17 protein-coding genes, 1 tRNA gene and 1 pseudogene are annotated in these 19,646 nt (G+C 70.9%); 10 read left to right on the forward strand and 9 right to left on the reverse strand.

Annotated features, from left to right (window positions below; genetic code table 11):
* Nucleotide 1: 1 nt before the first annotated feature.
* From AC1Q7O_RS05770 to AC1Q7O_RS05780, 3 genes and pseudogenes are all read left to right on the forward strand, one after another.
* Nucleotides 2-604, forward strand: a pseudogene (locus AC1Q7O_RS05770) (GDP-mannose pyrophosphatase); the annotation flags it as partial.
* A 531-nt stretch (nucleotides 605-1,135) separates the two neighbouring features.
* Entirely contained in the window at nucleotides 1,136-2,113 is a 978-nt protein-coding gene (locus AC1Q7O_RS05775; RefSeq protein ID WP_492658147.1) for a GMP reductase, read from the forward strand.
* An 8-nt stretch (nucleotides 2,114-2,121) separates the two neighbouring features.
* Nucleotides 2,122-3,615, forward strand: coding sequence for an amidase (locus tag AC1Q7O_RS05780; RefSeq protein ID WP_492658146.1), 1,494 nt, complete (start codon nucleotides 2,122-2,124; stop codon nucleotides 3,613-3,615).
* On the opposite strand, the gene AC1Q7O_RS05785 is transcribed toward AC1Q7O_RS05780, so the two are convergent.
* Genes AC1Q7O_RS05785 through AC1Q7O_RS05800 form a run of 4 tightly spaced genes read right to left on the reverse strand, consistent with a single transcriptional unit; the run spans nucleotide 3,608 to nucleotide 6,130 of the window.
* On the reverse strand, nucleotides 3,608-4,684 hold the full coding sequence (locus tag AC1Q7O_RS05785) for a sensor histidine kinase (RefSeq protein WP_492658145.1): 1,077 nt from the start codon (nucleotides 4,682-4,684) through the stop codon (nucleotides 3,608-3,610). The two genes, AC1Q7O_RS05780 and AC1Q7O_RS05785, sit on opposite strands and share 8 nt — an antisense overlap.
* Nucleotides 4,681-5,394: a response regulator transcription factor gene (locus tag AC1Q7O_RS05790; protein ID WP_492658144.1), complete on the reverse strand. Its 714-nt coding sequence runs from the start codon at nucleotides 5,392-5,394 to the stop codon at nucleotides 4,681-4,683. Before AC1Q7O_RS05790 ends, AC1Q7O_RS05785 begins: the two co-directional genes overlap by 4 nt.
* An 8-nt stretch (nucleotides 5,395-5,402) precedes the next feature.
* The gene (locus AC1Q7O_RS05795) at nucleotides 5,403-5,696 is read right to left on the reverse strand and encodes an ATP-binding protein (protein ID WP_492662672.1); all 294 of its coding nucleotides are present in this window, start codon (nucleotides 5,694-5,696) and stop codon (nucleotides 5,403-5,405) included.
* Nucleotides 5,696-6,130 carry a Spy/CpxP family protein refolding chaperone gene (locus AC1Q7O_RS05800; protein ID WP_492658142.1) on the reverse strand — a complete coding sequence of 145 codons (435 nt, stop codon included), beginning with the start codon at nucleotides 6,128-6,130 and terminating at the stop codon, nucleotides 5,696-5,698. Before AC1Q7O_RS05800 ends, AC1Q7O_RS05795 begins: the two co-directional genes overlap by 1 nt.
* Nucleotides 6,131-6,359: 229 nt before the next feature.
* Between AC1Q7O_RS05800 and AC1Q7O_RS05805 the strand changes: the two genes are divergently transcribed.
* On the forward strand, nucleotides 6,360-9,203 hold the full coding sequence (locus tag AC1Q7O_RS05805; RefSeq protein ID WP_492658141.1) for a valine--tRNA ligase: 2,844 nt from the start codon (nucleotides 6,360-6,362) through the stop codon (nucleotides 9,201-9,203).
* Here AC1Q7O_RS05805 and AC1Q7O_RS05810 read toward each other — a convergent pair.
* Nucleotides 9,197-10,141, reverse strand: a complete 945-nt coding sequence (locus tag AC1Q7O_RS05810; RefSeq protein WP_492658140.1) for an NAD(P)-dependent oxidoreductase — start codon at nucleotides 10,139-10,141, stop codon at nucleotides 9,197-9,199. The two genes, AC1Q7O_RS05805 and AC1Q7O_RS05810, sit on opposite strands and share 7 nt — an antisense overlap.
* Nucleotides 10,142-10,225: 84 nt before the next feature.
* Here AC1Q7O_RS05810 and galU point away from each other — a divergent pair, with 84 nt between their 5' ends.
* Nucleotides 10,226-11,119: a UTP--glucose-1-phosphate uridylyltransferase GalU gene (gene galU / locus AC1Q7O_RS05815; RefSeq protein WP_492658139.1), complete on the forward strand. Its 894-nt coding sequence runs from the start codon at nucleotides 10,226-10,228 to the stop codon at nucleotides 11,117-11,119.
* Between the two features lie 54 nt (nucleotides 11,120-11,173).
* Here the strand turns inward: galU and AC1Q7O_RS05820 are convergent, their stop codons facing one another.
* The 3 genes from AC1Q7O_RS05820 to cysM are packed head-to-tail and all read right to left on the reverse strand — an operon-like array spanning nucleotide 11,174 to nucleotide 12,833.
* On the reverse strand, nucleotides 11,174-11,401 hold the full coding sequence (locus AC1Q7O_RS05820) for a sulfurtransferase TusA family protein (RefSeq protein ID WP_492658138.1): 228 nt from the start codon (nucleotides 11,399-11,401) through the stop codon (nucleotides 11,174-11,176).
* A gap of 5 nt (nucleotides 11,402-11,406) precedes the next feature.
* The gene (locus AC1Q7O_RS05825; protein WP_492658137.1) at nucleotides 11,407-11,940 is read right to left on the reverse strand and encodes an NUDIX domain-containing protein; all 534 of its coding nucleotides are present in this window, start codon (nucleotides 11,938-11,940) and stop codon (nucleotides 11,407-11,409) included.
* The gene (gene cysM / locus AC1Q7O_RS05830; protein ID WP_492658136.1) at nucleotides 11,937-12,833 is read right to left on the reverse strand and encodes a cysteine synthase CysM; all 897 of its coding nucleotides are present in this window, start codon (nucleotides 12,831-12,833) and stop codon (nucleotides 11,937-11,939) included. The genes AC1Q7O_RS05825 and cysM overlap by 4 nt, the downstream gene beginning before the upstream one ends.
* Before the next feature lie 93 nt (nucleotides 12,834-12,926).
* Here cysM and AC1Q7O_RS05835 point away from each other — a divergent pair.
* Nucleotides 12,927-13,011: transfer RNA gene (locus tag AC1Q7O_RS05835), tRNA-Leu, on the forward strand.
* Between the two features lie 95 nt (nucleotides 13,012-13,106).
* Complete coding sequence (locus tag AC1Q7O_RS05840) at nucleotides 13,107-13,682, forward strand: rhomboid family intramembrane serine protease (protein WP_492658135.1); 576 nt, start codon at nucleotides 13,107-13,109, stop codon at nucleotides 13,680-13,682.
* Here the strand turns inward: AC1Q7O_RS05840 and AC1Q7O_RS05845 are convergent.
* Nucleotides 13,679-14,539, reverse strand: coding sequence for an SDR family oxidoreductase (locus tag AC1Q7O_RS05845; protein ID WP_492658134.1), 861 nt, complete (start codon nucleotides 14,537-14,539; stop codon nucleotides 13,679-13,681). The genes AC1Q7O_RS05840 and AC1Q7O_RS05845 overlap by 4 nt on opposite strands.
* A gap of 151 nt (nucleotides 14,540-14,690) precedes the next feature.
* Here AC1Q7O_RS05845 and AC1Q7O_RS05850 point away from each other — a divergent pair, with 151 nt between their 5' ends.
* The 3 genes from AC1Q7O_RS05850 (at nucleotide 14,691) to AC1Q7O_RS05860 (ending at nucleotide 19,598) form a co-directional block, all read left to right on the forward strand.
* Nucleotides 14,691-15,710 (forward strand): CDP-6-deoxy-delta-3,4-glucoseen reductase, encoded by a 1,020-nt coding sequence (locus tag AC1Q7O_RS05850; protein WP_492658133.1) that lies wholly within the window; start codon nucleotides 14,691-14,693, stop codon nucleotides 15,708-15,710.
* Nucleotides 15,711-16,439 (forward strand): 2OG-Fe dioxygenase family protein, encoded by a 729-nt coding sequence (locus AC1Q7O_RS05855; RefSeq protein ID WP_492658132.1) that lies wholly within the window; start codon nucleotides 15,711-15,713, stop codon nucleotides 16,437-16,439.
* Nucleotides 16,440-16,550: 111 nt separating this feature from the next.
* The gene (locus AC1Q7O_RS05860; RefSeq protein ID WP_492658131.1) at nucleotides 16,551-19,598 is read left to right on the forward strand and encodes a glycoside hydrolase family 2 TIM barrel-domain containing protein; all 3,048 of its coding nucleotides are present in this window, start codon (nucleotides 16,551-16,553) and stop codon (nucleotides 19,596-19,598) included.
* Nucleotides 19,599-19,646 lie beyond the last annotated feature (48 nt).

Consider the following 19,646-nt stretch of genomic DNA (forward strand, 5'->3'; position numbering starts at 1 on the left):
CATGCAAACACAGACCGAAACACGCATCGCCGACCTGCCGCTGGATCAGCGGGTGCGCGTGCAGGAGGTGAAGCTGCTGTCCGACAACTGGTACACGCTGAAGACCACGCGCTTCGACTTCCTGCGCAGCAGCGGCGAATGGCAGACGCAGCACCGCGAGACCTACGACCGCGGCAACGGCGCCTGCATCCTGCTGTACCAGCGCGCGCGCCGCCGTGTGCTGCTGACGCGGCAGTTCCGCTACCCCGTGTTCGTGAACGGCTGGCAGCAGCTGATGACCGAGGCCGTGGCCGGGCTGCTGGACGAGGCCGATCCGGTCAGCTGCATCCGCGCCGAGGCCGAGCAGGAGGCCGGCGTGCGGGTGCGCCAGCCGCAGCCGCTGTTCGAGGCCTACATGAGCCCCGGCTCGGTGACGGAGAAGCTGCATTTCTTCGCGGCCGAGTACGACGACGCCGACCTCGTCGGTGAAGGCGGCGGGCTGGTCGACGAGGGCGAGGACATCGCCCGCGTCGAGATCGGCTTCGACGACGCGATGCGCCAGGTCGAGGCCGGCGAGATCGTCGACGCCAAGACCGTGCTGCTGCTGCGCTGGGCCGAGCGCCATGTGTTCGGGCCCGCCCCCCAGGCGGGCCCGCTGCTGGTGTTCATTGCCGGCCCCTACCGCAGCGGCACCGGCGACCGCGACGACCTGATCGCCGCCAACGTGCGCGCCATGCAGGACGCAGCCGTGCAGGTGGCCGCGGCGGGCCATGTGCCGGTGCTGGGCGAATGGGTCACGCTGCCGCTCATCGAAGCGCAGGGCGACCGGCGCGGCGATGCGGTCTGGGATCGCGTGTTCCATCCGCACGCCCAGGCGCTGCTGGAACGCTGCGACCTGCTGCTGCGCATCGGCGGCGACTCGGCCGGCGCCGATGCGATGGTCCAGGCGGCCCTCGCCCGCGGCCTGACGGTCATTCACGGCCTCGACGCGCTCGTCGCGCGGCCTGCGTAGAATCAATCACCGGGCCCAAATTTTGGCGTCCGGTTTTTTTTGCCCGCTTCACAAGCGGGCAAGGAGCCGGCAGAGCCAAGTCAAGCGCTCGCAGCCCAGGCCGCGCACTGCCTAACGCGCGCCGCAACTGTGAACACCACTGACATGGAAATCTTCGACTACGACAACATCCTGCTGCTGCCGCGCAAGTGCCGCGTGGAGAGCCGCTCGGCCTGCGACACCTCGGTGCAGTTCGGCCCGCACCGCTTCAAGCTGCCGGTCGTGCCGGCCAACATGAAGACCGTGCTCGACGAGCCCATCACCGAGATGCTGGCCCGCGAAGGCTACTTCTACGTGATGCACCGCTTCGACCTGGACAGCCTGGCCTACGCCCGGTCCATGCGCGACAAGGGCCTGATCGTCAGCTTGAGCGTCGGCGTGAAGCCGGCGGACTACGAGCTGATCGACCAACTCGCCGCCGAAGGCCTGGGCGCCGACTACCTGACCATCGACATCGCCCACGGCCACGCCGAGAGCGTGCAGCGCATGATTGCCCACATCAAGCACAAGCTGCCCGACACCTTCGTCATCGCCGGCAACGTCGGCACGCCCGAGGGCGTCATCGACCTGGAGAACTGGGGTGCCGACGCGACCAAGGTCGGCGTGGGCCCCGGCAAGGTCTGCATCACGCGGCTGAAGACCGGCTTCGGCACCGGTGGCTGGCAGCTGTCGGCGCTGAAGTGGTGTGCCCGCGTGGCCACCAAGCCCATCGTGGCAGACGGCGGCATCCGCCACCACGGCGACATCGCCAAGAGCATCCGCTTCGGTGCCAGCATGGTCATGATCGGCTCGCTGTTCGCCGGCCACGAGGAATCGCCCGGCAAGACCGTCGAGGTCGACGGCAAGCTGTTCAAGGAGTACTACGGCTCCGCGAGCGACTTCAACAAGGGCGAGTACCGGCACGTGGAGGGCAAGCGCATCCTGGAGCCGGTCAAGGGCAAGTTCGCCGACACGCTGCGCGAGATGCAGGAAGACCTGCAGAGCTCCATCTCGTATGCGGGCGGCACGCAGCTGGCCGACCTGAAGAAAGTGAACTACGTGATCCTCGGTGGCGAGAACGCCGGCGAGCACCTGTTCATGTGAGGCCGGGCATGGACTTCGCCACCTACCGCCGGCATGACGCGACCTCACTGGCCGCGGAGGTGGCGGCCGGGCGCGTCAAGGCCGAAACCCTGCTAGACCTGGCGCTTGCCCGGCTGGCCGAAGTCCAACCTGCACTCAACCCGGTCTGCCGGCTGATGGAGGCCGAAGCCCGCGCCCAGCTCGCGCGCGGCGTCGGCCCCGGCCCGCTGGCCGGCGTGCCGCTGCTCATCAAGGACGTGGCCGAGGACTACGCCGGCGTGCCCACCAGCTGGGGCAGCCGCGCGCTGGCCCGCGGGCCGGCGCCGCGCGAGCACGCGCACGCCGTGCGGCGGCTGCTGGACGCCGGCCTCGTCATCTTCGGCAAGACCAACGCGCCCGAGCTGGGCCTCAAGGGCGTCACCGACCCGCTGGCCTTCGGCCGCAGCAGCAACCCCTGGGACGCCACGCGCACGCCCGGCGGCAGCAGCGGCGGCTCGGCCGCGGCCGTGGCGGCCGGCGTCGTGCCGATGGCGGCGGGCAACGACGGTGGCGGGTCGATCCGCATCCCGGCGGCCTGCTGCGGCCTCGTCGGCCTGAAGCCGTCGCGCGGCCGCATCTCGGTCGGCCCGGGGGCCGGCGAGGTGTGGTTCGGCGCCTGCAGCGAAGGCGTCATCTCGCGCAGCGTGCGCGACACGGCGCTGGCGCTGGACGTGCTGAGCGGCCCCGAGCCCGGCGATGCCGTCGCCCTGCCCCCGCCGGCCTCGCGTTTCGTGGACCCGCTGAACGCGCCGCCGCGCCGGCTGCGCATCGCGTGGTGCGCCGACTCGCCCATCGGCGAGCCGGTGCACGACGAGGCACGGCTGGCCGTCGAACGAACGGTCGCCCTGTTGAAAGGGCTGGGCCACACGGTCGAACCCGCGCGCCCCGAGCTGGACGGCCGCGCGCTGGCCAACAGCTATCTGCACATCTACTTCGGCCAGGTGCCGGCGATGCTGGCCCGCACCGCGGCGCAAGGCGGCCGCGAGGCCGACTTCGAGCCGTTGACGCGCCTCATCGCCACGCTGGGCCGCGCCACCAGCGCCGAGCGGCTGACCACCGAGCTGCTGCGCTGGAACGACTACGCCCGCGCGCTGGGTGCGCTGCATGCGCGCTACGACGTCTACCTGACGCCCACGCTCGCGTCCCCGCCCGTGCCGCACGGCACCGGCGACACGCCGCCGGCCCAGCTGGCCGTGCTGAACCTGCTGCGCGCGTCGGGCCTGCTGGGGCTGCTGAAGCGGCTGGGGCTGCTGGACGGCGTGGTGCGCCAGATGGCCACCGACAGCCTGCGCCACGTGCCGTTCACGCAGCTCGCCAACCTGACCGGCACGCCGGCCATCTCGCTGCCGCTGCACTGGACGAGCGACGGCCTGCCGCTGGGCGTGCAGTTCAACGCCGCGCCGGGCGGCGATGGCCTGCTGCTGCAGCTGGCCGCCGAGCTGGAGACCGCACAGCCGTGGTTCGACCGCGTGGCGCCTAGCTGAAGCGCACGGACGCCTCGAAACCGGGCTCCACGTTGCGCAGCTCCAGCCGGCCGCCATGCGCCTCGGCCACGAGGCGGCACAGGCACAGCCCCAGGCCCACGCCGCCCTCCTGGCGCGTGCGGGCCACGTCGGGCCGGTAGAACGGCTGGCCCAGCTGCGGCAGCGACTCGGGCGGCACGCCGGGGCCGAAGTCGCGCACCGTCAGGCGCACACGCTCGCCGTCACGGGCCAGGCTCAGCTGCACCTCGCCGCGCGCCGCATCGTTGTGGCGCAGGGCGTTCTGCACGAGGTTGCGCAGGCACAGGCCCACGCGCAACCGGTCCAGTTGCAGCGTCGGCAGGTCGGGCGCGATGTGCAGCGCCACGCCGGGCTGCGCGTGCTCCTGCACGAGCGCGGCCAGGTCCACGTCCGACAGCTGCAGCGCGCGGTGCCCGCTGCCCAGCCGCTCGCTCTCCAGCAGCGCGGAGATGAGGTCGCGCATCTGCGCCAGCTCGTCCAGCAGCGCGTCACGCGAGGCGCCTTCGCCCACCAGCTCGGCATGCAGCCGCGCCCGCGTCAGCGGGCTGCGCAGCTCGTGGCTGATGGCCAGCAGCAGCGCGCGCTTGCCATCCAGCATGGCCTGGATGTCGGCGGCCATCTGGTTGAAGCGCATCGCAAGGTCGCCGATCTCGTCGCCATGGATGACCGGCACGCGGTGCGAGAACTCGCCGCGCCGGAAGGCGTCGGCACCCAGCGCCAGCGCGTGCAGCGGCTGCACCATGTGGCGGATCATGCCGAAGGCCAGGCCCGTCACGAGCAGCAGCGCCGGCACCGCCCACAGCAGCCCGGAGGCGCTGTCCTCGGAGCACCACAGGATGACGCTGCTGGCAAAGGCCAGCACGATGAACACGGCGATGAGCCGCGCGCCCAGCGAATGCTTGAAATGCCGGTGATGCCGGTGCCAGCGCTGGTGCCAGCGGTGGCGCACGCGCCAGCGGTACTCCCAGTCGCGGCTCATGCGCTGCAGCCGCTTGGCCTTCTTGCGCTGCCAGCGCTCGCGCCAGCGGTGGTCGTAGGGGTGGTGCCTCACAACAGCCGCTCCGGCAGCGCGAAGCAGTAGCCGGCGTTGCGCAGCGTCTTCAGCGCTGCCAGCGGCTCCAGCTTGCGGCGCAGGCGGCTCACGAGGATGTCCACGGCGCGCGTGAACAGCTCGGCCTCCTGGCCGCGCAGCCGGTTCAGGATGTCGTCGCGCGAGAACACGCGGCCGGGCTCGCGGGCCAGCATCAGCAGCAATTCGTACTCGGTACCGGTCAGCTCGACGAGGCCTGTCGCGCAGCGCACTTCGCGTCGCGTCGTGTCGATCTCCAGGCCGTCGAAGCACAGCTTGCCGGGGGATGGCGGCTGCGCGGGCACGGCCGGCGGCGCAAGGCGCGTGCGGCGCAGGATGGTCAGCAGCCGCGCCGCCAGCTCGCGGGGTTCGAAGGGCTTGGGCAGGTAGTCGTCGGCGCCCAGCTCCAGGCCCACGACGCGGTCCGTCAGGTCACCGCGCGCGGTCAGCATCAGCACGGGGATGTCGCGCCACGCATCGCTGCCGCCGCGCAGCCGCTTGCAGAACTCGAAGCCGTCCATCTCGGGCAGCATGCCGTCGAGGATGAGCGCGTCGAAGCGCTCGGTGGCCAGCCGCGCCAACGCCGCGCTGGGGCGCGTGACGGCCTCCAGCTGCAGGTCGAAGCGGGCGAGGTATTGCGTCAGCGGGCCGGCCAGGGCCTCGTCGTCGTCGATCAGCAGCAGTCGATGCATGGGCCGGATTATTTGGGCACGGCACGCACCAGCGTGATCGCATGCTCCGGGCAGGCGATCACGCAGTGGCCGCAGGCCTCGCAGGCCGCCGCGTTGGGCGTGAAGGCCTGCTGCCAGCCGTGGGCCATGCCGCGCAGCCGGCCGAACAGGCTCAGGTCCTGGCGGTCCTCGGGCGGCAGCTTGCCCAGCGTGAACACGTTGAACGGGCAGACCGCCAGGCATTCGCCCTTGCCCTCGCAGCGGTTGCGGTCGATGTGCGGCATGAAGCGGCCGCGCGGCTGGGTGCCGCAATGCGCGTCCATCATGCGTCGTCGCGCGAGTGGCGGCCCACGCGCCGCATCATGAAGCGCAGCGCCTGCTGCTGCTCGGCGTCCAGCGAGTCGAAGAAGTCGCCGAACGCGGCGACGACGCCCGGCCCCGCGGCGCGCAGCGCGTCCAGCTTGGCGTCGAACAGCTGCTGCGCGGGGCCGCGGGCGAACTGCTCCTGCGCGAAAAGGCTGGCCAGCTCGGGCCCGCCGACCAGGCGCTTCAGCGCGTCGCGCTGGTGCTGGAGCTGCTCGATCCACGTGGCGAAGCGGCGCTGCTGGCCGTCGTCCAGGTCCAGCCTGGCGCCGACTCGGGCCAGCAGCAGATGGGCGAAGCCATCAGCAGCGCGGCCGAAAGCGTGGCCGTGACGGCCGTGGCCAAAGTGATGGCGAAATTCGTGGTGCGCGTGCCAGCGTCGAAAGAAGTTCATGGCGTGTTCCGGGGGCGCTCGAGGCCCGTGGTGAGGATGGCGCTCATGGTTCCCGCTTGGGCGCCGCGGTGCATCTCGGCGCGGTATCGCCGGGTTTCGTTTTGTTTCGCCCCACGCGGCCAGCCGCCGCCCCGGTGCCGGCGCACCGACGGCCCAGGGGCCGCCCCTACAATCGCGGACCCCCGAAAAGCCCTCTTTTCGCCCCAGCTTCACAGCGGGCGACGCCGCGATGACCGAACTTGCCAAGTCCTTCGAACCCGCCGCCCTGGAAGCCCACTGGGGCCCCAAGTGGGAAGCCGCCGGCCTCTATGCGCCGACGCTGGACCCGGCCAAGCCCTCCTTCAGCATCCAGCTGCCGCCGCCCAACGTGACCGGCACGCTGCACATGGGCCACGCCTTCAACCAGACGGTGATGGACTCGCTGACCCGCTACCACCGCATGAAGGGTGACAACACGCTCTGGGTACCGGGCACCGACCACGCCGGCATCGCGACGCAGATCGTCGTCGAGCGCCAGCTGCAGGCCGCCGGCCAGAGCCGCCACGATCTCGGCCGCAAGAACTTCGTCGCCCGCGTGTGGGACTGGAAGCAAGAGTCCGGCAACACCATCACCAGCCAGATGCGCCGCCTGGGCGACTCGGTGAGCTGGGGCCACGAGTACTTCACGATGGACGAGAAGCTCTCGACCGTCGTCGTCGAGACCTTCGTCCGCCTGTTCGAGGAAGGCCTGATCTACCGCGGCAAGCGCCTGGTCAGCTGGGACCCCATCCTGCAGTCCGCCGTGTCGGACCTGGAAGTGGCGTCCGAAGAGGAAGACGGTTCGCTGTGGCACATCCGCTATCCGCTGGCGGACGGCTCGGGTTCGCTGGTCGTCGCGACGACCCGCCCGGAAACGATGCTGGGCGACGTGGCCGTCATGGTCCACCCCGAGGACGAGCGCTACGCCGCGCTGATCGGCAAGCTCGTGAAGCTGCCGCTGACCGACCGCGAGATCCCGGTCATCGCCGACGACTACGTGGACCGCGAGTTCGGCACCGGCGTCGTCAAGGTCACGCCGGCGCATGACACCAACGACTACGCCGTCGGCCAGCGTCACAAGCTGCCGATGATCTCGGTGCTGGACCTGCAGGCCCGGATCAACGACAACGCCCCCGAGGCCTACCGCGGGCTAGACCGTTTCGTCGCCCGCAAGAAGATCGTCGCCGACCTGGACGCGCTGGGCCTGATGGTCGAGATCAAGAAGCACAAGCTGCAGGTGCCGCGCTGCGAACGCACCGGCCAGGTCATCGAGCCGATGCTGACCGACCAGTGGTTCGTCGCCGTCACCAAGCCCAGCGCTGACGGCAAGAGCATTGCCCAGAAGGCGATCGATGCCGTCGACACGGGCGCAGTGAAGTTCCATCCCGAGCAGTGGGTCAACACCTACAACCACTGGATGGGCAACCTGCAGGACTGGTGCATCTCGCGCCAGCTGTGGTGGGGCCACCAGATCCCGGCCTGGTACGGCACGGGCGGCGAACTGTTCGTCGCGCGCAGCGAGGAAGAAGCCCGCACCAAGGCCACCGCCGCCGGCTACACCGGCGAGCTGAGCCGCGACCCCGACGTGCTGGACACCTGGTACTCGTCGGCACTGGTGCCGTTCTCCACGCTGGGCTGGCCCGAGAAGACGCTGGAGCAGGAGCTGTTCCTGCCGTCGTCGGTGCTCGTGACCGGCTACGACATCATCTTCTTCTGGGTCGCACGGATGATCATGATGACGACGCACTTCACCGGCAAGGTGCCGTTCAAGGACGTCTACATCCACGGCCTGGTGCGCGACTCGCAGGGCCAGAAGATGAGCAAGTCCGAAGGCAACGTGCTGGACCCGGTCGACCTCATCCAGGGCTGCGACCTGGAGACGCTGACCGCCAAGTCCACCGTCGGCCTGCGCAAGCCCGAGACGGCGCCCAAGGTGGCCGCCCGCGTGAAGAAGGAGTTCCCTGACGGCATGCCGGCCTACGGTGCCGACGCGCTGCGCTTCACGATGGCCAGCTACGCGTCCCTCGGCCGCAACATCAACTTCGACACCAAGCGCTGCGAGGGCTACCGCAACTTCTGCAACAAGCTCTGGAACGCGACGCGCTTCGTGCTGATGAACACCGAGGGCCAGGACTGCGGCCTCGTGCATGCCGAGGGCGGCTGCCCGCCCGGCTACAACAACTTCTCGCAGGCCGACCGCTGGATCACCAACGAGCTGCAGCGCGTGGAAGCCGCCGCCGCACAAGGCTTTGCCGAGTACCGCCTCGACAACGTCGCCAACGCCGTCTACAGCTTCGTCTGGGACGAGTACTGCGACTGGTACCTGGAAATCGCCAAGGTGCAGATCCAGACCGGCGACGAGGCCCAGCAGCGCGCCACGCGCCGCACGCTGATCCGCGTGCTGGAAACGACGCTGCGCCTGCTGCACCCGATCGCGCCCTTCATCACCGAGGAGCTGTGGCAGGCCGTGGCCCCCATCGCCGGCCGCAAGGGCGGCGCCTCCGATGGCTCCGGCCGCAAGACGGTCGACTACATCGGCCAGGCACCCTACCCCGTCGCCCAGCCCGAGCGCATCGACCCGGCCGCCGATGCGTGGATCGCCCAGCTGAAGGACGTTGTCGGCACGACGCGCAGCCTGCGCGCCGAGATGGCGCTGAGCCCGAGCGACCGCGTGCCGCTGCTGGTCGGTGGTGACCTGAGCTTCCTCGGCGAAGCCGCCGCCGTGCTGAAGGTGCTGGCCAAGCTCAGCGCCGTCGAGCTGATCGCTGACGACGCCGAGTTCGCCAAGCAGAGCGCCACGTCGCCGGTGCTGGTGCACGGCGCCGCCAAGCTGGCGCTGAAGGTGGAGATCGACGTCGAAGCCGAGCGCGCCCGCCTGACCAAGGAAGCCACGCGGCTGGAAGGCGAGATCACCAAGGCCGAGGCCAAGCTGTCCAACGAGAGCTTCGTCGCCCGTGCGCCGGCCGCCGTCGTCGAGCAGGAGCGCGCCCGCGTGGCGGGCTTCAAGGAGACCGTGGCCCGCCTGCGCGAGCAGCTGGCCCGCCTGCCTCAGTAATAGATCGCCGCCTTGGCCGGCGGCTTCGCGCTGCCCGAGCGCGGCGCCAGCAGCTCGTCGATGCCGCGCGCCACGGCCCACGCGGCGCGAACGCGGGACTCGCGCGTCGTGCCCGCCAGCCGCGGCGTGACCTGCAGCTGGGCCAGGCCATGCAGCGGCCGGCCCGACTCCAGCCAACCCGGCTCCAGGCTGTCGAACCAGGCCGCCTTCAGCCGCCCGCTGCGCAGCGCCAGCGCCAGCGCCGCCTCGTGCACGATGCCCGACTGGCTCAGACACACCAGCACCTGGCCCGGCCGCGCGCCCTCCAGCTGGCGCTCGCCCACCAGGCCGCGATAGCGGTCGAAGTAAGGCACCAGCAGCACCAGCCCATCGGCCTCTTCCATCAGCGTGCTCAGGCCTACAGCCTCCACGCCCCAGCGCGCCCAGGTCGCGTCGCTGGGGTGGATGGCGGGGTCGTAGCCGATGACGCGCGTGCCGAAGGCCTGCAGCAGCTGCGTCAGCACCTGGGCGGCCGGCGTCATGCCCAGCACGCCCACGGTCGAGCAGCCCAGCTCGCGGCCCACCTTCAGCCCGTCGCTGCCCTCCACCGGCACGCGCCGCAACAGGCTCAGCAGCGCGGCGATGGCGAACTCGGCCTCGGCGCTCGCGGTGGAGGCCTGCGAGCGCACGACGTCCACGCCGGCGCGGCGGCAGGCTTCCATGTCGATGTTGTCGGCGCCACCACTGGCGCGGCCGATGGCGCGCAGCTGCGGCGCGGCGCGCAGCACGTCGGCGTCGATGCGAACGTCTGGCGGCGCCACCAGCGCGCGCGCGTGTTGCAAGGCCTCCACCAGCCCCTCGAAATCGCCCACCAGCTCGGGCGCGAAACGCGCGTCATGCCGCTCGCCCAGCCATTGCACGACATCGGCTTCCAGCGGTTCCAGGATCAGGACGGTCATTGTTCTTTGTGCCCAACTCAAGGGTCAAAACCGTCACATGCCGCGTGACAAAATCATCCCGCCCTTGTCCAACCCAGTTTACCCATGGCCTCCTCGCCCCGTTCGCCGATCACCAAAGCCATCTTCCCGGTCGCCGGGCTGGGCACGCGCTTCCTGCCGGCCACCAAGGCCCAGCCCAAGGAGATGCTGCCGGTCGTCGACAAGCCGCTGATCCAGTACGCGGTCGAGGAAGCCTACGAGGCCGGCGTGCGCGAGATGATCTTCGTCACCGGCCGCCACAAGCGCCCCATCGAAGACCATTTCGACATGACCTTCGAGCTGGAGGTCGCGCTGGAGAACGCCGGCAAGCAGGAGCTGCTGGACGTCGTGCGCAGCGTCAAGCCCAACGACATGGAGTGCATCTACGTGCGCCAGGCGCAGGCACTGGGCCTGGGCCACGCCGTGCTGTGCGGCCAGCGCCTGGTGGGCAACGAGCCCTTCGCCGTGCTGCTGGCCGACGACCTGATGGTGGGCCCGCAGCCCGGCCGCGGCATCCTGAAGCAGATGGTGGAGCAATTCGCCGACTGGCGCGCGTCCATCCTGGCCGTGCAGGAAGTGCCGGCCGAGCACACGCGCCGCTACGGCATCGTGGCCGGCACGCAGGTCAACAACAACCTGATGGACGTGAACCGCATCGTCGAGAAGCCCGCGCCGGAAGATGCGCCGTCGCGCCTGGGTGTGGCCGGCCGCTACATCCTGACGCCCGGCGTCTTCCACGAGATCGCCAACCAGCCGCGCGGCGTGGGCGGCGAGATCCAGTTGACCGACGGCATCGCCGGCCTGCTGCGCCGCGAGAAGGTGTTCGCCTACCGCTACGAAGGCAAGCGCTACGACTGCGGCAGCAAGGAAGGTTTCCTGCAGGCCAACGTCGAACTCGCGCTGGCCCACGCCCAGCTGGGCCCGGGCTTCAAGGAATTCCTGCAGGGCCTCGATCTCTGAGACTTTGCGGGCCGGCCCGGTCGGGCGCGGGCCTGACGCAGGCGCGTCCGCTGATCAGCGACGCCGCAGGACGTGGATGAACTCCGAACCTGCGGTTTCCTGCTGGACGAGTTCATTGCCCGTCTGGCGGGCGAAGGCCTGGAAGTCGCGCATGGAACCGGGGTCGGTCGCAACGACCTTCAGCAGCTCGCCGCTGTGCATCTCGGCCAGCGCCTTCTTGGCCTTCAGGATGGGCAGCGGGCAGTTCAGGCCCCGGGTGTCGATCTCGCGTTGAACGTCCATGGTGCTCATTCTCGCTTGAGGTCCATCCACTGCGGCTCAATGCCCTTGGACCGCAGCCAGGTCGCCAGCGCCTGGCCCGTGCCCTGCGGCCAGCAAAGCACCTGCTCCGGCGCGATCAGCTTGTACTCCACCAACTCGGGCGACAGCCGGATCTCGCCACGCGCAGCCGCGTGGTACGCAATGATGATCTGGTTCATGCGCTGGAAGTCCCAGACGCCCAGCAGCCGCAGGCTGTCGACCTGCAGCGAGGTCTCTTCGGCGATCTCGCGGCGGATGCCCTCCTCGGGCGTCTCGCCGGCCTCCATGAAGCCGGTGATGAGGCCGAAAAAGCGCCCCGGCCATGCGGCATTGCGGGCCAGCAGCACCTGACCGTCGCGGTCAACGCATTCGATGACGGCGGCCAGCACCGGCGTCGGGTTGTTCCAGTGCGTCCAGCCGCAGGCCGGGCAGCGCAGCCGCGTCTTGTCGCCGCCGTCCTCGGCCAGCGTGATCGCCGCCAGCGGCGTCGCGCAGTCGGAACAGTAGGTGGGCGCCTTCACGCAGGAAACACGCCCGTCGACAGGTAGCGGTCCCCGCGGTCGCAGACGATGAACGCGATGGTCGCGTTCTCGACCTGCTTGGCGATCTGCAGCGCCACCCAGCAGGCGCCCGCCGCCGAGATGCCGGCGAACAGGCCTTCCTCGCGAGCCAGGCGGCGCGCCATGTCCTCGGCGTCGTTCTGGCTCACCAGCACCAGTTCGTCCACGCCGGTGGGGTCGTAGATCTTGGGCAGGTAGGCCTCGGGCCATTTGCGGATGCCGGGGATGCGCGAGCCCTCGGCCGGCTGCGCGCCGACGATGCGCACGGCAGCGTTCTTCTCCTTCAGGAAGCGCGACGTGCCGGTGATGGTGCCGGTCGTGCCCATCGCGCTGACGAAGTGCGTGATGCGCCCGCCCGTGTCGGCCCACAGCTCGGGGCCGGTGGTCTCGTAGTGCACGCGCGGGTTGTCGGCGTTGGCAAACTGGTCCAGCACGCGGCCCTTGCCTTCGCGGGCCATCTGCTCGGCCAGGTCGCGGGCGTACTCCATGCCGCCGGTCTTGGGCGTCAGGATGAGTTCGGCACCAAACGCCTTCATCGTCTGCGCGCGCTCGATGGACAGGTCCTCCGGCATGATGAGCACCATGCGATAGCCACGGATGGCGGCAGCCATCGCCAGCGCGATGCCGGTGTTGCCGGACGTGGCCTCGATCAGCGTGTCGCCGGGCTTGATCTCGCCGCGCTCCTCGGCCCGCCGGATCATGCTGATGGCCGGGCGGTCCTTCACGGAGCCGGCCGGGTTGTTGCCCTCCAGCTTGGCCAGGATCACGTTGCCGCGCGCATCGGCGCCGGGCAGCCGCTGCAGGCGCACGAGGGGCGTCTTGCCGATGACGTCTTCGAGGGTCGGATAGTTCATGGCGGCCGATTGTGCAGCGCCCTCAAAGCCCGAGCCTTGCCGAGTGCATAATGCGACCCCTCGCTGCAACGGCGAGAGCGAAGTTTCCGACGGGCCTCGGTGGCGAAATCGGTAGACGCAGGGGACTCAAAATCCCCCGCCGCAAGGTGTGCCGGTTCGAGTCCGGCCCGAGGCACCAGACGAAACAGCGCTCGAATTCGGTGGCATAAACTCGATCGGCAAGCACGGCACCACCGCCAGTGCAAGCGCCTCCCCGGCGCACCGCCGCGATTCATGCCCATCCTCCCCCCCGTCACCAAAGCCTTCATGCTCGCCTGCGTGGGCATGTTCTGCTTCCTGGTCCTGTTCCCGCAGTTCGAACCGGCGCTGGAGCTCTGGCCCGTCGAGTCGGGCATGTTCCAGCCCTGGCAGATCCTCAGCTACGGCCTGCTGCACGCCAACTTCCAGCATCTGTTCTTCAACATGCTGGGCATCTGGATGTTCGGCATCGAGCTGGAGCGGGTGCTGGGCGGCAAGCGCTTCGCGTTGCTGCTGCTGGCCAGCGTGTTCACGGCGGCGATTGCCCACATGGTGTTCAACATGGTGTTCACGCCGACCCGCGTCGTGGGCGCCTCGGGCGCCACCTTCGGGTTGCTGCTGGCCTACGGCGTGTTCTTTGCCGAGCGCGTGGTCGAGCCCATCTTCCCGCCCATCCCGATGAAGACGAAGTACTTCGTCGCCATCTTCGGGCTGATCGAGCTGGTCAGCGGCATCGGCAGCAGCAACGGCATCGCCCACTTCGCCCACCTGGGTGGCATGCTGGGCGCGTGGCTGCTGATCCGCCACTGGCGCTCGCCGCGCCGCCGTTAAAGCCCGTCGGCCGGCGTCGGGTGGCGCAGCGCCAGCCGCAGCTCGCGCTTGAGCCGGTCGTTGGCAATGCGGCGTGACTCGCTCCAGAAGCTCAGTGCCATAGCTCCCAGGCGCTCGGCCGCTTCGGCTCGGGTGATGCGCTCGGGGCGCGGCAGCCCCGACAGGTCGGCGGCGAGGTCGAAGTAGTCGCCCATCAGCAGCTGGCTGTCGTCGCAGACGTTGACGGCACGCTGCGCCTGGCCGCGCAGCAGCGCCAGCACGCAGGCACGGGCCAGGTCATCGGCGTGGATGTGGTTGGTGAACACATCGTCCTCGCGCCGCAGCACCGGCGTGCCGCGTGCCAGCCGCTCGCGCGGGTGGCCGCCCTCGCGGTGGGGCGCGTAGATGCCGGGGATGCGCAGCAGGCTCACGCGCGTGCCGTGGCGGCGGCCGAAAGCACGCAGCTGCGCCTCGGCATCGACGCGGCGGGCGGCCCGATCCGTCATCGGGTTCAGCGCCCGCGTCTCGTCGATGAGCGCGCCGCCGCAGTCGCCATAGACGCCCGTGGTGCTGCCGTACACCAGCACCCGCGGCGGGCGGCGCGCCAGCGCGGCGAGCAGATGTCGGGTGCGTTCGTCGGTGCTGCCGTCGCGGGCGGGTGGCGCCAGGTGCAGCACGAGGTCGGCCAGGCCAGCCAGGCGGCCCAGCGTGGCGGGCTCGTCCAGGTCGCCGAGCAGCGGCGCCACGCCGGCCGCCCGCAGCGGCGCGGCGCGGGCAGGGCTGGACGTCAGCGCGGCCACGCGCCAGCGGCCAGCCAGCTGCTTGACGACGCGCAAACCCACGTCGCCGCAGCCAATGATGAGGAGTCGGGGGGTCATGTCAGCGGTGCCCGGCCGCCCGAAACCGCTGACGCGCCCCCTCGGGGGGCAGCGAACGGCGTGAGCGTGGGGGTCATGTCCTGGTCGGGCAAAATGGCGGGCAGTCTACGGCCCCGGACTTGTGCGCGGGGCCGCTTGCTTTCTCGAGCCCATGCCCCATCAGATCACCATCCAGCCCGCCGGCCGCGTCTACACCACCGACGGCGACGACACCCTGCTCGCCGCCGCCATCCGCAACGGCGTGGGCCTGCCCTACGGCTGCAAGGACGGCGCCTGCGGCTCCTGCAAGAGCAAGCTGCTGGAAGGCGCCGTCATCCATGGCAACCACCAGTCCAAGGCGCTGTCGGCCGAGGAGGAAGCCGCCGGCTTCGTGCTGACCTGCTGCGCGCACCCGCAGACCGACTGCACGATCGAAGCCCGCACGGTGCCCGGCGCCGGCGAGTTCCCGGTGCTGAAACTGCCCACGCGCGTGGCCGCGATGACGCGCCCCGCGCCCGATGTCGCCGTGCTGACGATGCAGCTGGCTGCCAACCAGAACTTCCAGTTCCGCGCCGGCCAGTACGTCGAGTTCATCCTGCGCGACGGCGCGCGCCGCAGCTACTCGATGGCCAACGCGCCGCATTCGCTGCCCGGCCAGATCGAGCTGCACATCCGCCACATGCCCGGCGGCAAGTTCACAGACCACGTGTTCGGCGCGCTGAAGGAGAAGGACATCCTGCGCATGGAAGGGCCGTTCGGCAGCTTCTTCCTGCGTGAGGATGCGACCAAGCCCATCGTGCTGCTGGCCAGCGGCACGGGCTTCGCGCCGATCAAGGCCATCATCGAGCGCGCGCGCCACATCGGCTCCACGCGCCCCATGGTGCTGTACTGGGGCGCCCGCAAGCAGGCCGACCTGTACCTGAGCGACTGGGTGGCCCAGCAGGCTGCCGAGTGGCCCACGCTGAGCTACGTGCCGGTGCTGTCCGAGCCCGACGCGGGCTGGGCGGGCCGCACCGGCTTCGTCCACCAGGCCGTCATGCAGGACCTGCCGGACCTGTCCGGCCACCAGGTCTACGCCTGCGGCGCGCCCATCATGGTGGACTCCGCGCACAAGGATTTCGTCGCGCAATGCCAGTTGCCGGACGGCGAGTTCTACGCCGACGCGTTCACGTCAGAAGCGGACAAGCACTAGATGTTCGAACCACCGTGGACCGACCCCGCCGACCTCGTCGGCGCGCTGAAACGTGAGGGCGAGGTGGTGCTCGCGCCGCAGGCGCTGGGCACGCTGGGCGTGTCCGCCGCCGAGCTGGACGCCCTCAAGCCTTGCTGGGACGACCTGCCGCCCGACGGCTATCTGAAGGACGGCGGCCGCTACCGCTTCCGCCGCCACGGCTGCTTCGTCGCCGACGGTGACACGCTGACGCTGCAGCCCCACCGCGCCCACTGGCAGCCGCTGGACTACAACGCGCTGCACGGCGGCATCCAGCGCTGGTATGTGCCGCTGGCGCAGGAGATGGTGGCCTCGCCGGCCTGGACAGCGCTGCTGCTGGGCCTGGCGCGCACGGCGTCGGCGCTGAAGGGCGAGCAGCCCTGGTTCATCGAGGCGCATCCGTTCCGCATCGACACCAGCGACGGCATCGGCCGACCCACGCCCGAGGGGGCGCACCGCGACGGCGTGGACCTGGTGGCCGTGCTGCTCGTGGGCCGGCACGAGATCAAGGGCGGCGAGTCGCGCGTGTTCCAGGCCCACGGCCCGGCCGGCCAGCGCTTCACGCTGACGCAGCCATGGACGCTGCTGCTGCTGGACGACGAGCGTGTCATCCACGAGACCACGCCCATCCAGCCGGTGACGCCCGGCGAGCGCGGCTGGCGCGACACGCTGGTGCTGACGCTGCGCCGCGACGGCTTCCAGGGCCCCTGAGCGGGCCGCGCGGGCGCCTCAACGCTCGCCTTCTTGACCGGAACGCGGGCGGCTCGCGCCTAGCATCCCCGGCACCGGCAGGCAGGAAGCCCGCCGGCACCGGGAGCCCTTGTGGAACTTCGACGACTCGCCCGCGAACTGCGGGCCGGGCTGCTGCTGGCCTGCGCGCTGGCCATGCTGCCGGCCGGCGCGCAGCCCGCGCCCACCACGCAGACCTTGATGCTGTCCGGCACGGGGCCGGACGACGCGGTGGACTGGGACTTCCGCATCGACGGCGGCATGCGGGCCGCAGAGGCGGCGCGCATCAAGGTGCCGTCCAACTGGCAGCAGCACGGCTTCGGCCACTACCAGTACGGTTACGACAAGGGCCCGCGCGCCGCCGACACCGGCACCTACCGCCACCGCTTCGCCGTGCCGGCCGATTGGCAGGGCCGCACGGTGCGCGTCGTGTTCGACGCGGTGATGACCGACACGCTCGTGAAGCTCAACGGCCACGTCGTCGGCCCCGTGCACCAGGGCGGCTTCAACCGCTTCAGCCACGACGTGACGCGCTGGCTCAAGCCCGGCGAGGACAACAACCTCGAGGTGCAGGTCAGCGAGGCCTCGGCCGACGCGGCCACCGACATCGCCGAGCGCCACGGCGACTACTGGGTGTTCGGCGGCATCTACCGGCCCGTGTGGCTGGAGGCGTCACCGCCGCAGTCCATCGCGCATGTGGCCATCCACGCGCAGGCCAGCGGCGAGCTCACGGCTGACGTGACGCTGCGCGCGCCGCGCACGGTGACACGCGTCGTCGCGCAGGTCGCCACGCGCGACGGCGCCCCGGTGGGCGCGCCCTTCGGCGTGGCGCTGCCCGCCGGTGGCGCCGGCCGCGTGCGTGTCGCAGGCCGCATCGCGCAGCCGCTGCTGTGGACGGCCGAGACGCCGCACCTCTACCAGCTGCAGCTGACGCTGATGGAAGGCGACCGGGCCGTGCACCAGGTCACCGAGCGCTTCGGTTTCCGGACCTTCGAGGTGCGCGCCGGCCAGGGCCTGTTCCTCAACGGACAGCGCCTGATGCTCAAGGGCATCAACCGCCACAGCTTCCGCCCCGACACCGGCCGCGCCGTGTCGCGCGCGCAGGCCTATGAAGACGCGCGCCTCATCAAGTCCATGAACATGAACGCGATGCGCGTGGCGCACTACGCGCCCGAGAAGGCCTTCCTGGAGGCCGCCGACGAGCTGGGGCTGTACGTCATCAACGAGCTCAGCGGCTGGCAGAAGGCGCACGGCACCGAGGTGGGCCGCAGGCTGGTGCGCGAGCTGGTGGAGCGCGACGTCAACCACCCCAGCATCCTGCTCTGGAGCAACGGCAACGAGGGCGGCTGGAACCGCGAGCTGGACGGCGACTTCGCGCTCCACGACCCGCAGGCGCGGCCCGTCATCCACCCGTGGGAAGCGTTCGGCGGCATCGACACCAAGCACTACCCCCGCTACCCCGACCTGCAGCGCCGCCTGGCCGGGCCCACGCTGGTGCTGCCCACCGAGTTCCTGCACGGCCTGTTCGACGGCGGCCTGGGCGCCGGGCTGGACGACTACTGGCGCGCGATGAAGGCCTCGCCGCGCGGCGCCGGCGGCTTCCTGTGGAACCTGGCCGACGAAGGCATCGCGCGCACCGACCAGGGCGGGCGGCTGGACCTGTTCGGCAGCTACGCGCCCGACGGCATCGTCGGCCCGCGGGGCGAGAAGGAGCCCAGCTACTTCACGGTGAAGGACATCTGGTCGCCAGTGCAGATCGACGCGCCGGTGCTGGACGCGCAGTTCAATGGCGTGCTGAAGCTGCACAACGCGTTCGACTTCACACCGCTGAGCGCCGTGCGCCTGCGCTGGGAATGGATTCGGTTCGCCGACGCCAGCGACCGCACGCAGCAGGCCGCAGTGCTGGCCCAGGGTGAGCTGGCCGGCCCCGCCGTCGCACCGCAGGCCACGGGCGAACTGGCGCTGCCGCTGCCGGCGGCCTGGCAGCACGCCGACGCGCTGCGGCTGACGGCGACGCGCGGCGACGAGGCGCTGTGGACGTGGGTCTGGGCCAGGCCCGGCCAGCCCGTCGTGCGGCTGGACGCATCACGCGCCGGCACGCCCACCGCCACACGCGACGGCGACGACATCCGCCTGCAGGCCGGCGCGTTCTCGGCCCGCTTCGACGCCCGCACCGGGCTGCTGCAGGAGCTGGCCCGCGGCGGCCAGGTGCAGCCGCTGGCCAACGGGCCGCGCCTGGTCGTCGCGCGGCCCAGGCCGGCCGCCGAGCCCGGCTGGCAGGCTCCGGCCGCCCGCGGCGACGGCGTCTACGAGTTCGCCACCGCCACGATGGCCAACATCGCCAGCATCGATCTGGGCATCACCGAGACCGACGGCTGGGCCGGCTTCCGGCTGGAGCTGTCGCCCGACGGGCAGCGCTGGCAGACCGTCTACGACGGCGCCCGCGTGGCGCGCGACGGGCAGACCTACCTCTTCCCGCCGCAACCCGTGAAGGCGCTGCGCGTGACGCGGCTGAGCGGCGTGCGGCGCACGCCCATGGTGATGGCCGTGAAGCTCGCGTTCGAGGCCGAGCGCTTCACGGTGCCGACGCTGCCGGTCGCCGTGACGACGGGCAGCGACGCCCACGGCGCGTGGCTGGACGCCCCCGGCGCTGGCAGCCTGGAACGCCTGCGCTGGACGCTGCGCGACGACGGCGTGCTGGTGCTGGACTACGGCTACCCGCTGCAGGGCCCGGTGCTGTACCACGGCATCGGCTTCGACCGCCCGCAGGCCGACGCCAGCCCCGTCCGCGCGCTGGCGCGCGGGCCGCAGCCGGTGTGGCAGAACCGCCTGCGCGGGCCGGTGCCGGGTGTGCACGACCTGGCCCCCGGCGGCTACTTCGCCGACCCGCGCTGGCTGCGGCTGCCGTCGGCGGCGGGCGACGTGCTCATCGTCAACGAGGGCGCGCCCTTCCTGCAGCTGGGCGCGCGGCTGGCGGACTTCCCGACCACCAGCGTCGAGTTCCCGGCCAGCGACCTCGGCTTCCTGCACGCGATTCCCGCCATGGGCGCCAAGGGCCAGGCCGCCGACCTGACCGGCCCGGCCGGCCAGCCGGCGGTCGCGTCGGGCCGCTACGAAGGCCGCCTGCTGCTGAAGTTCTGAGGGTTCATAGAATGGCAGCGGCCACGCCAAAAGCGTGGCCGTTCTCCT

It is taken from the genome of Roseateles sp. GW823-FHT07B05, from assembly GCF_058794515.1.

What these genes read in the sequence shown, in the direction of transcription:
- AC1Q7O_RS05775 (WP_492658147.1), top strand. Translation starts at nt 1,136, where the DNA reads ATGGAAATCTTCGACTACGACAACATCCTGCTGCTGCCGCGCAAGTGC.
- AC1Q7O_RS05780 (WP_492658146.1), top strand. Translation starts at nt 2,122, where the DNA reads ATGGACTTCGCCACCTACCGCCGGCATGACGCGACCTCACTGGCCGCG.
- AC1Q7O_RS05790 (WP_492658144.1), bottom strand. Translation starts at nt 5,394, where the DNA reads ATGCATCGACTGCTGCTGATCGACGACGACGAGGCCCTGGCCGGCCCG.
- AC1Q7O_RS05795 (WP_492662672.1), bottom strand. Translation starts at nt 5,696, where the DNA reads ATGGACGCGCATTGCGGCACCCAGCCGCGCGGCCGCTTCATGCCGCAC.
- AC1Q7O_RS05800 (WP_492658142.1), bottom strand. Translation starts at nt 6,130, where the DNA reads ATGAACTTCTTTCGACGCTGGCACGCGCACCACGAATTTCGCCATCAC.
- AC1Q7O_RS05805 (WP_492658141.1), top strand. Translation starts at nt 6,360, where the DNA reads ATGACCGAACTTGCCAAGTCCTTCGAACCCGCCGCCCTGGAAGCCCAC.
- AC1Q7O_RS05810 (WP_492658140.1), bottom strand. Translation starts at nt 10,141, where the DNA reads ATGACCGTCCTGATCCTGGAACCGCTGGAAGCCGATGTCGTGCAATGG.
- galU (WP_492658139.1), top strand. Translation starts at nt 10,226, where the DNA reads ATGGCCTCCTCGCCCCGTTCGCCGATCACCAAAGCCATCTTCCCGGTC.
- AC1Q7O_RS05820 (WP_492658138.1), bottom strand. Translation starts at nt 11,401, where the DNA reads ATGGACGTTCAACGCGAGATCGACACCCGGGGCCTGAACTGCCCGCTG.
- cysM (WP_492658136.1), bottom strand. Translation starts at nt 12,833, where the DNA reads ATGAACTATCCGACCCTCGAAGACGTCATCGGCAAGACGCCCCTCGTG.
- AC1Q7O_RS05840 (WP_492658135.1), top strand. Translation starts at nt 13,107, where the DNA reads ATGCCCATCCTCCCCCCCGTCACCAAAGCCTTCATGCTCGCCTGCGTG.
- AC1Q7O_RS05845 (WP_492658134.1), bottom strand. Translation starts at nt 14,539, where the DNA reads ATGACCCCCCGACTCCTCATCATTGGCTGCGGCGACGTGGGTTTGCGC.
- AC1Q7O_RS05850 (WP_492658133.1), top strand. Translation starts at nt 14,691, where the DNA reads ATGCCCCATCAGATCACCATCCAGCCCGCCGGCCGCGTCTACACCACC.
- AC1Q7O_RS05855 (WP_492658132.1), top strand. Translation starts at nt 15,711, where the DNA reads ATGTTCGAACCACCGTGGACCGACCCCGCCGACCTCGTCGGCGCGCTG.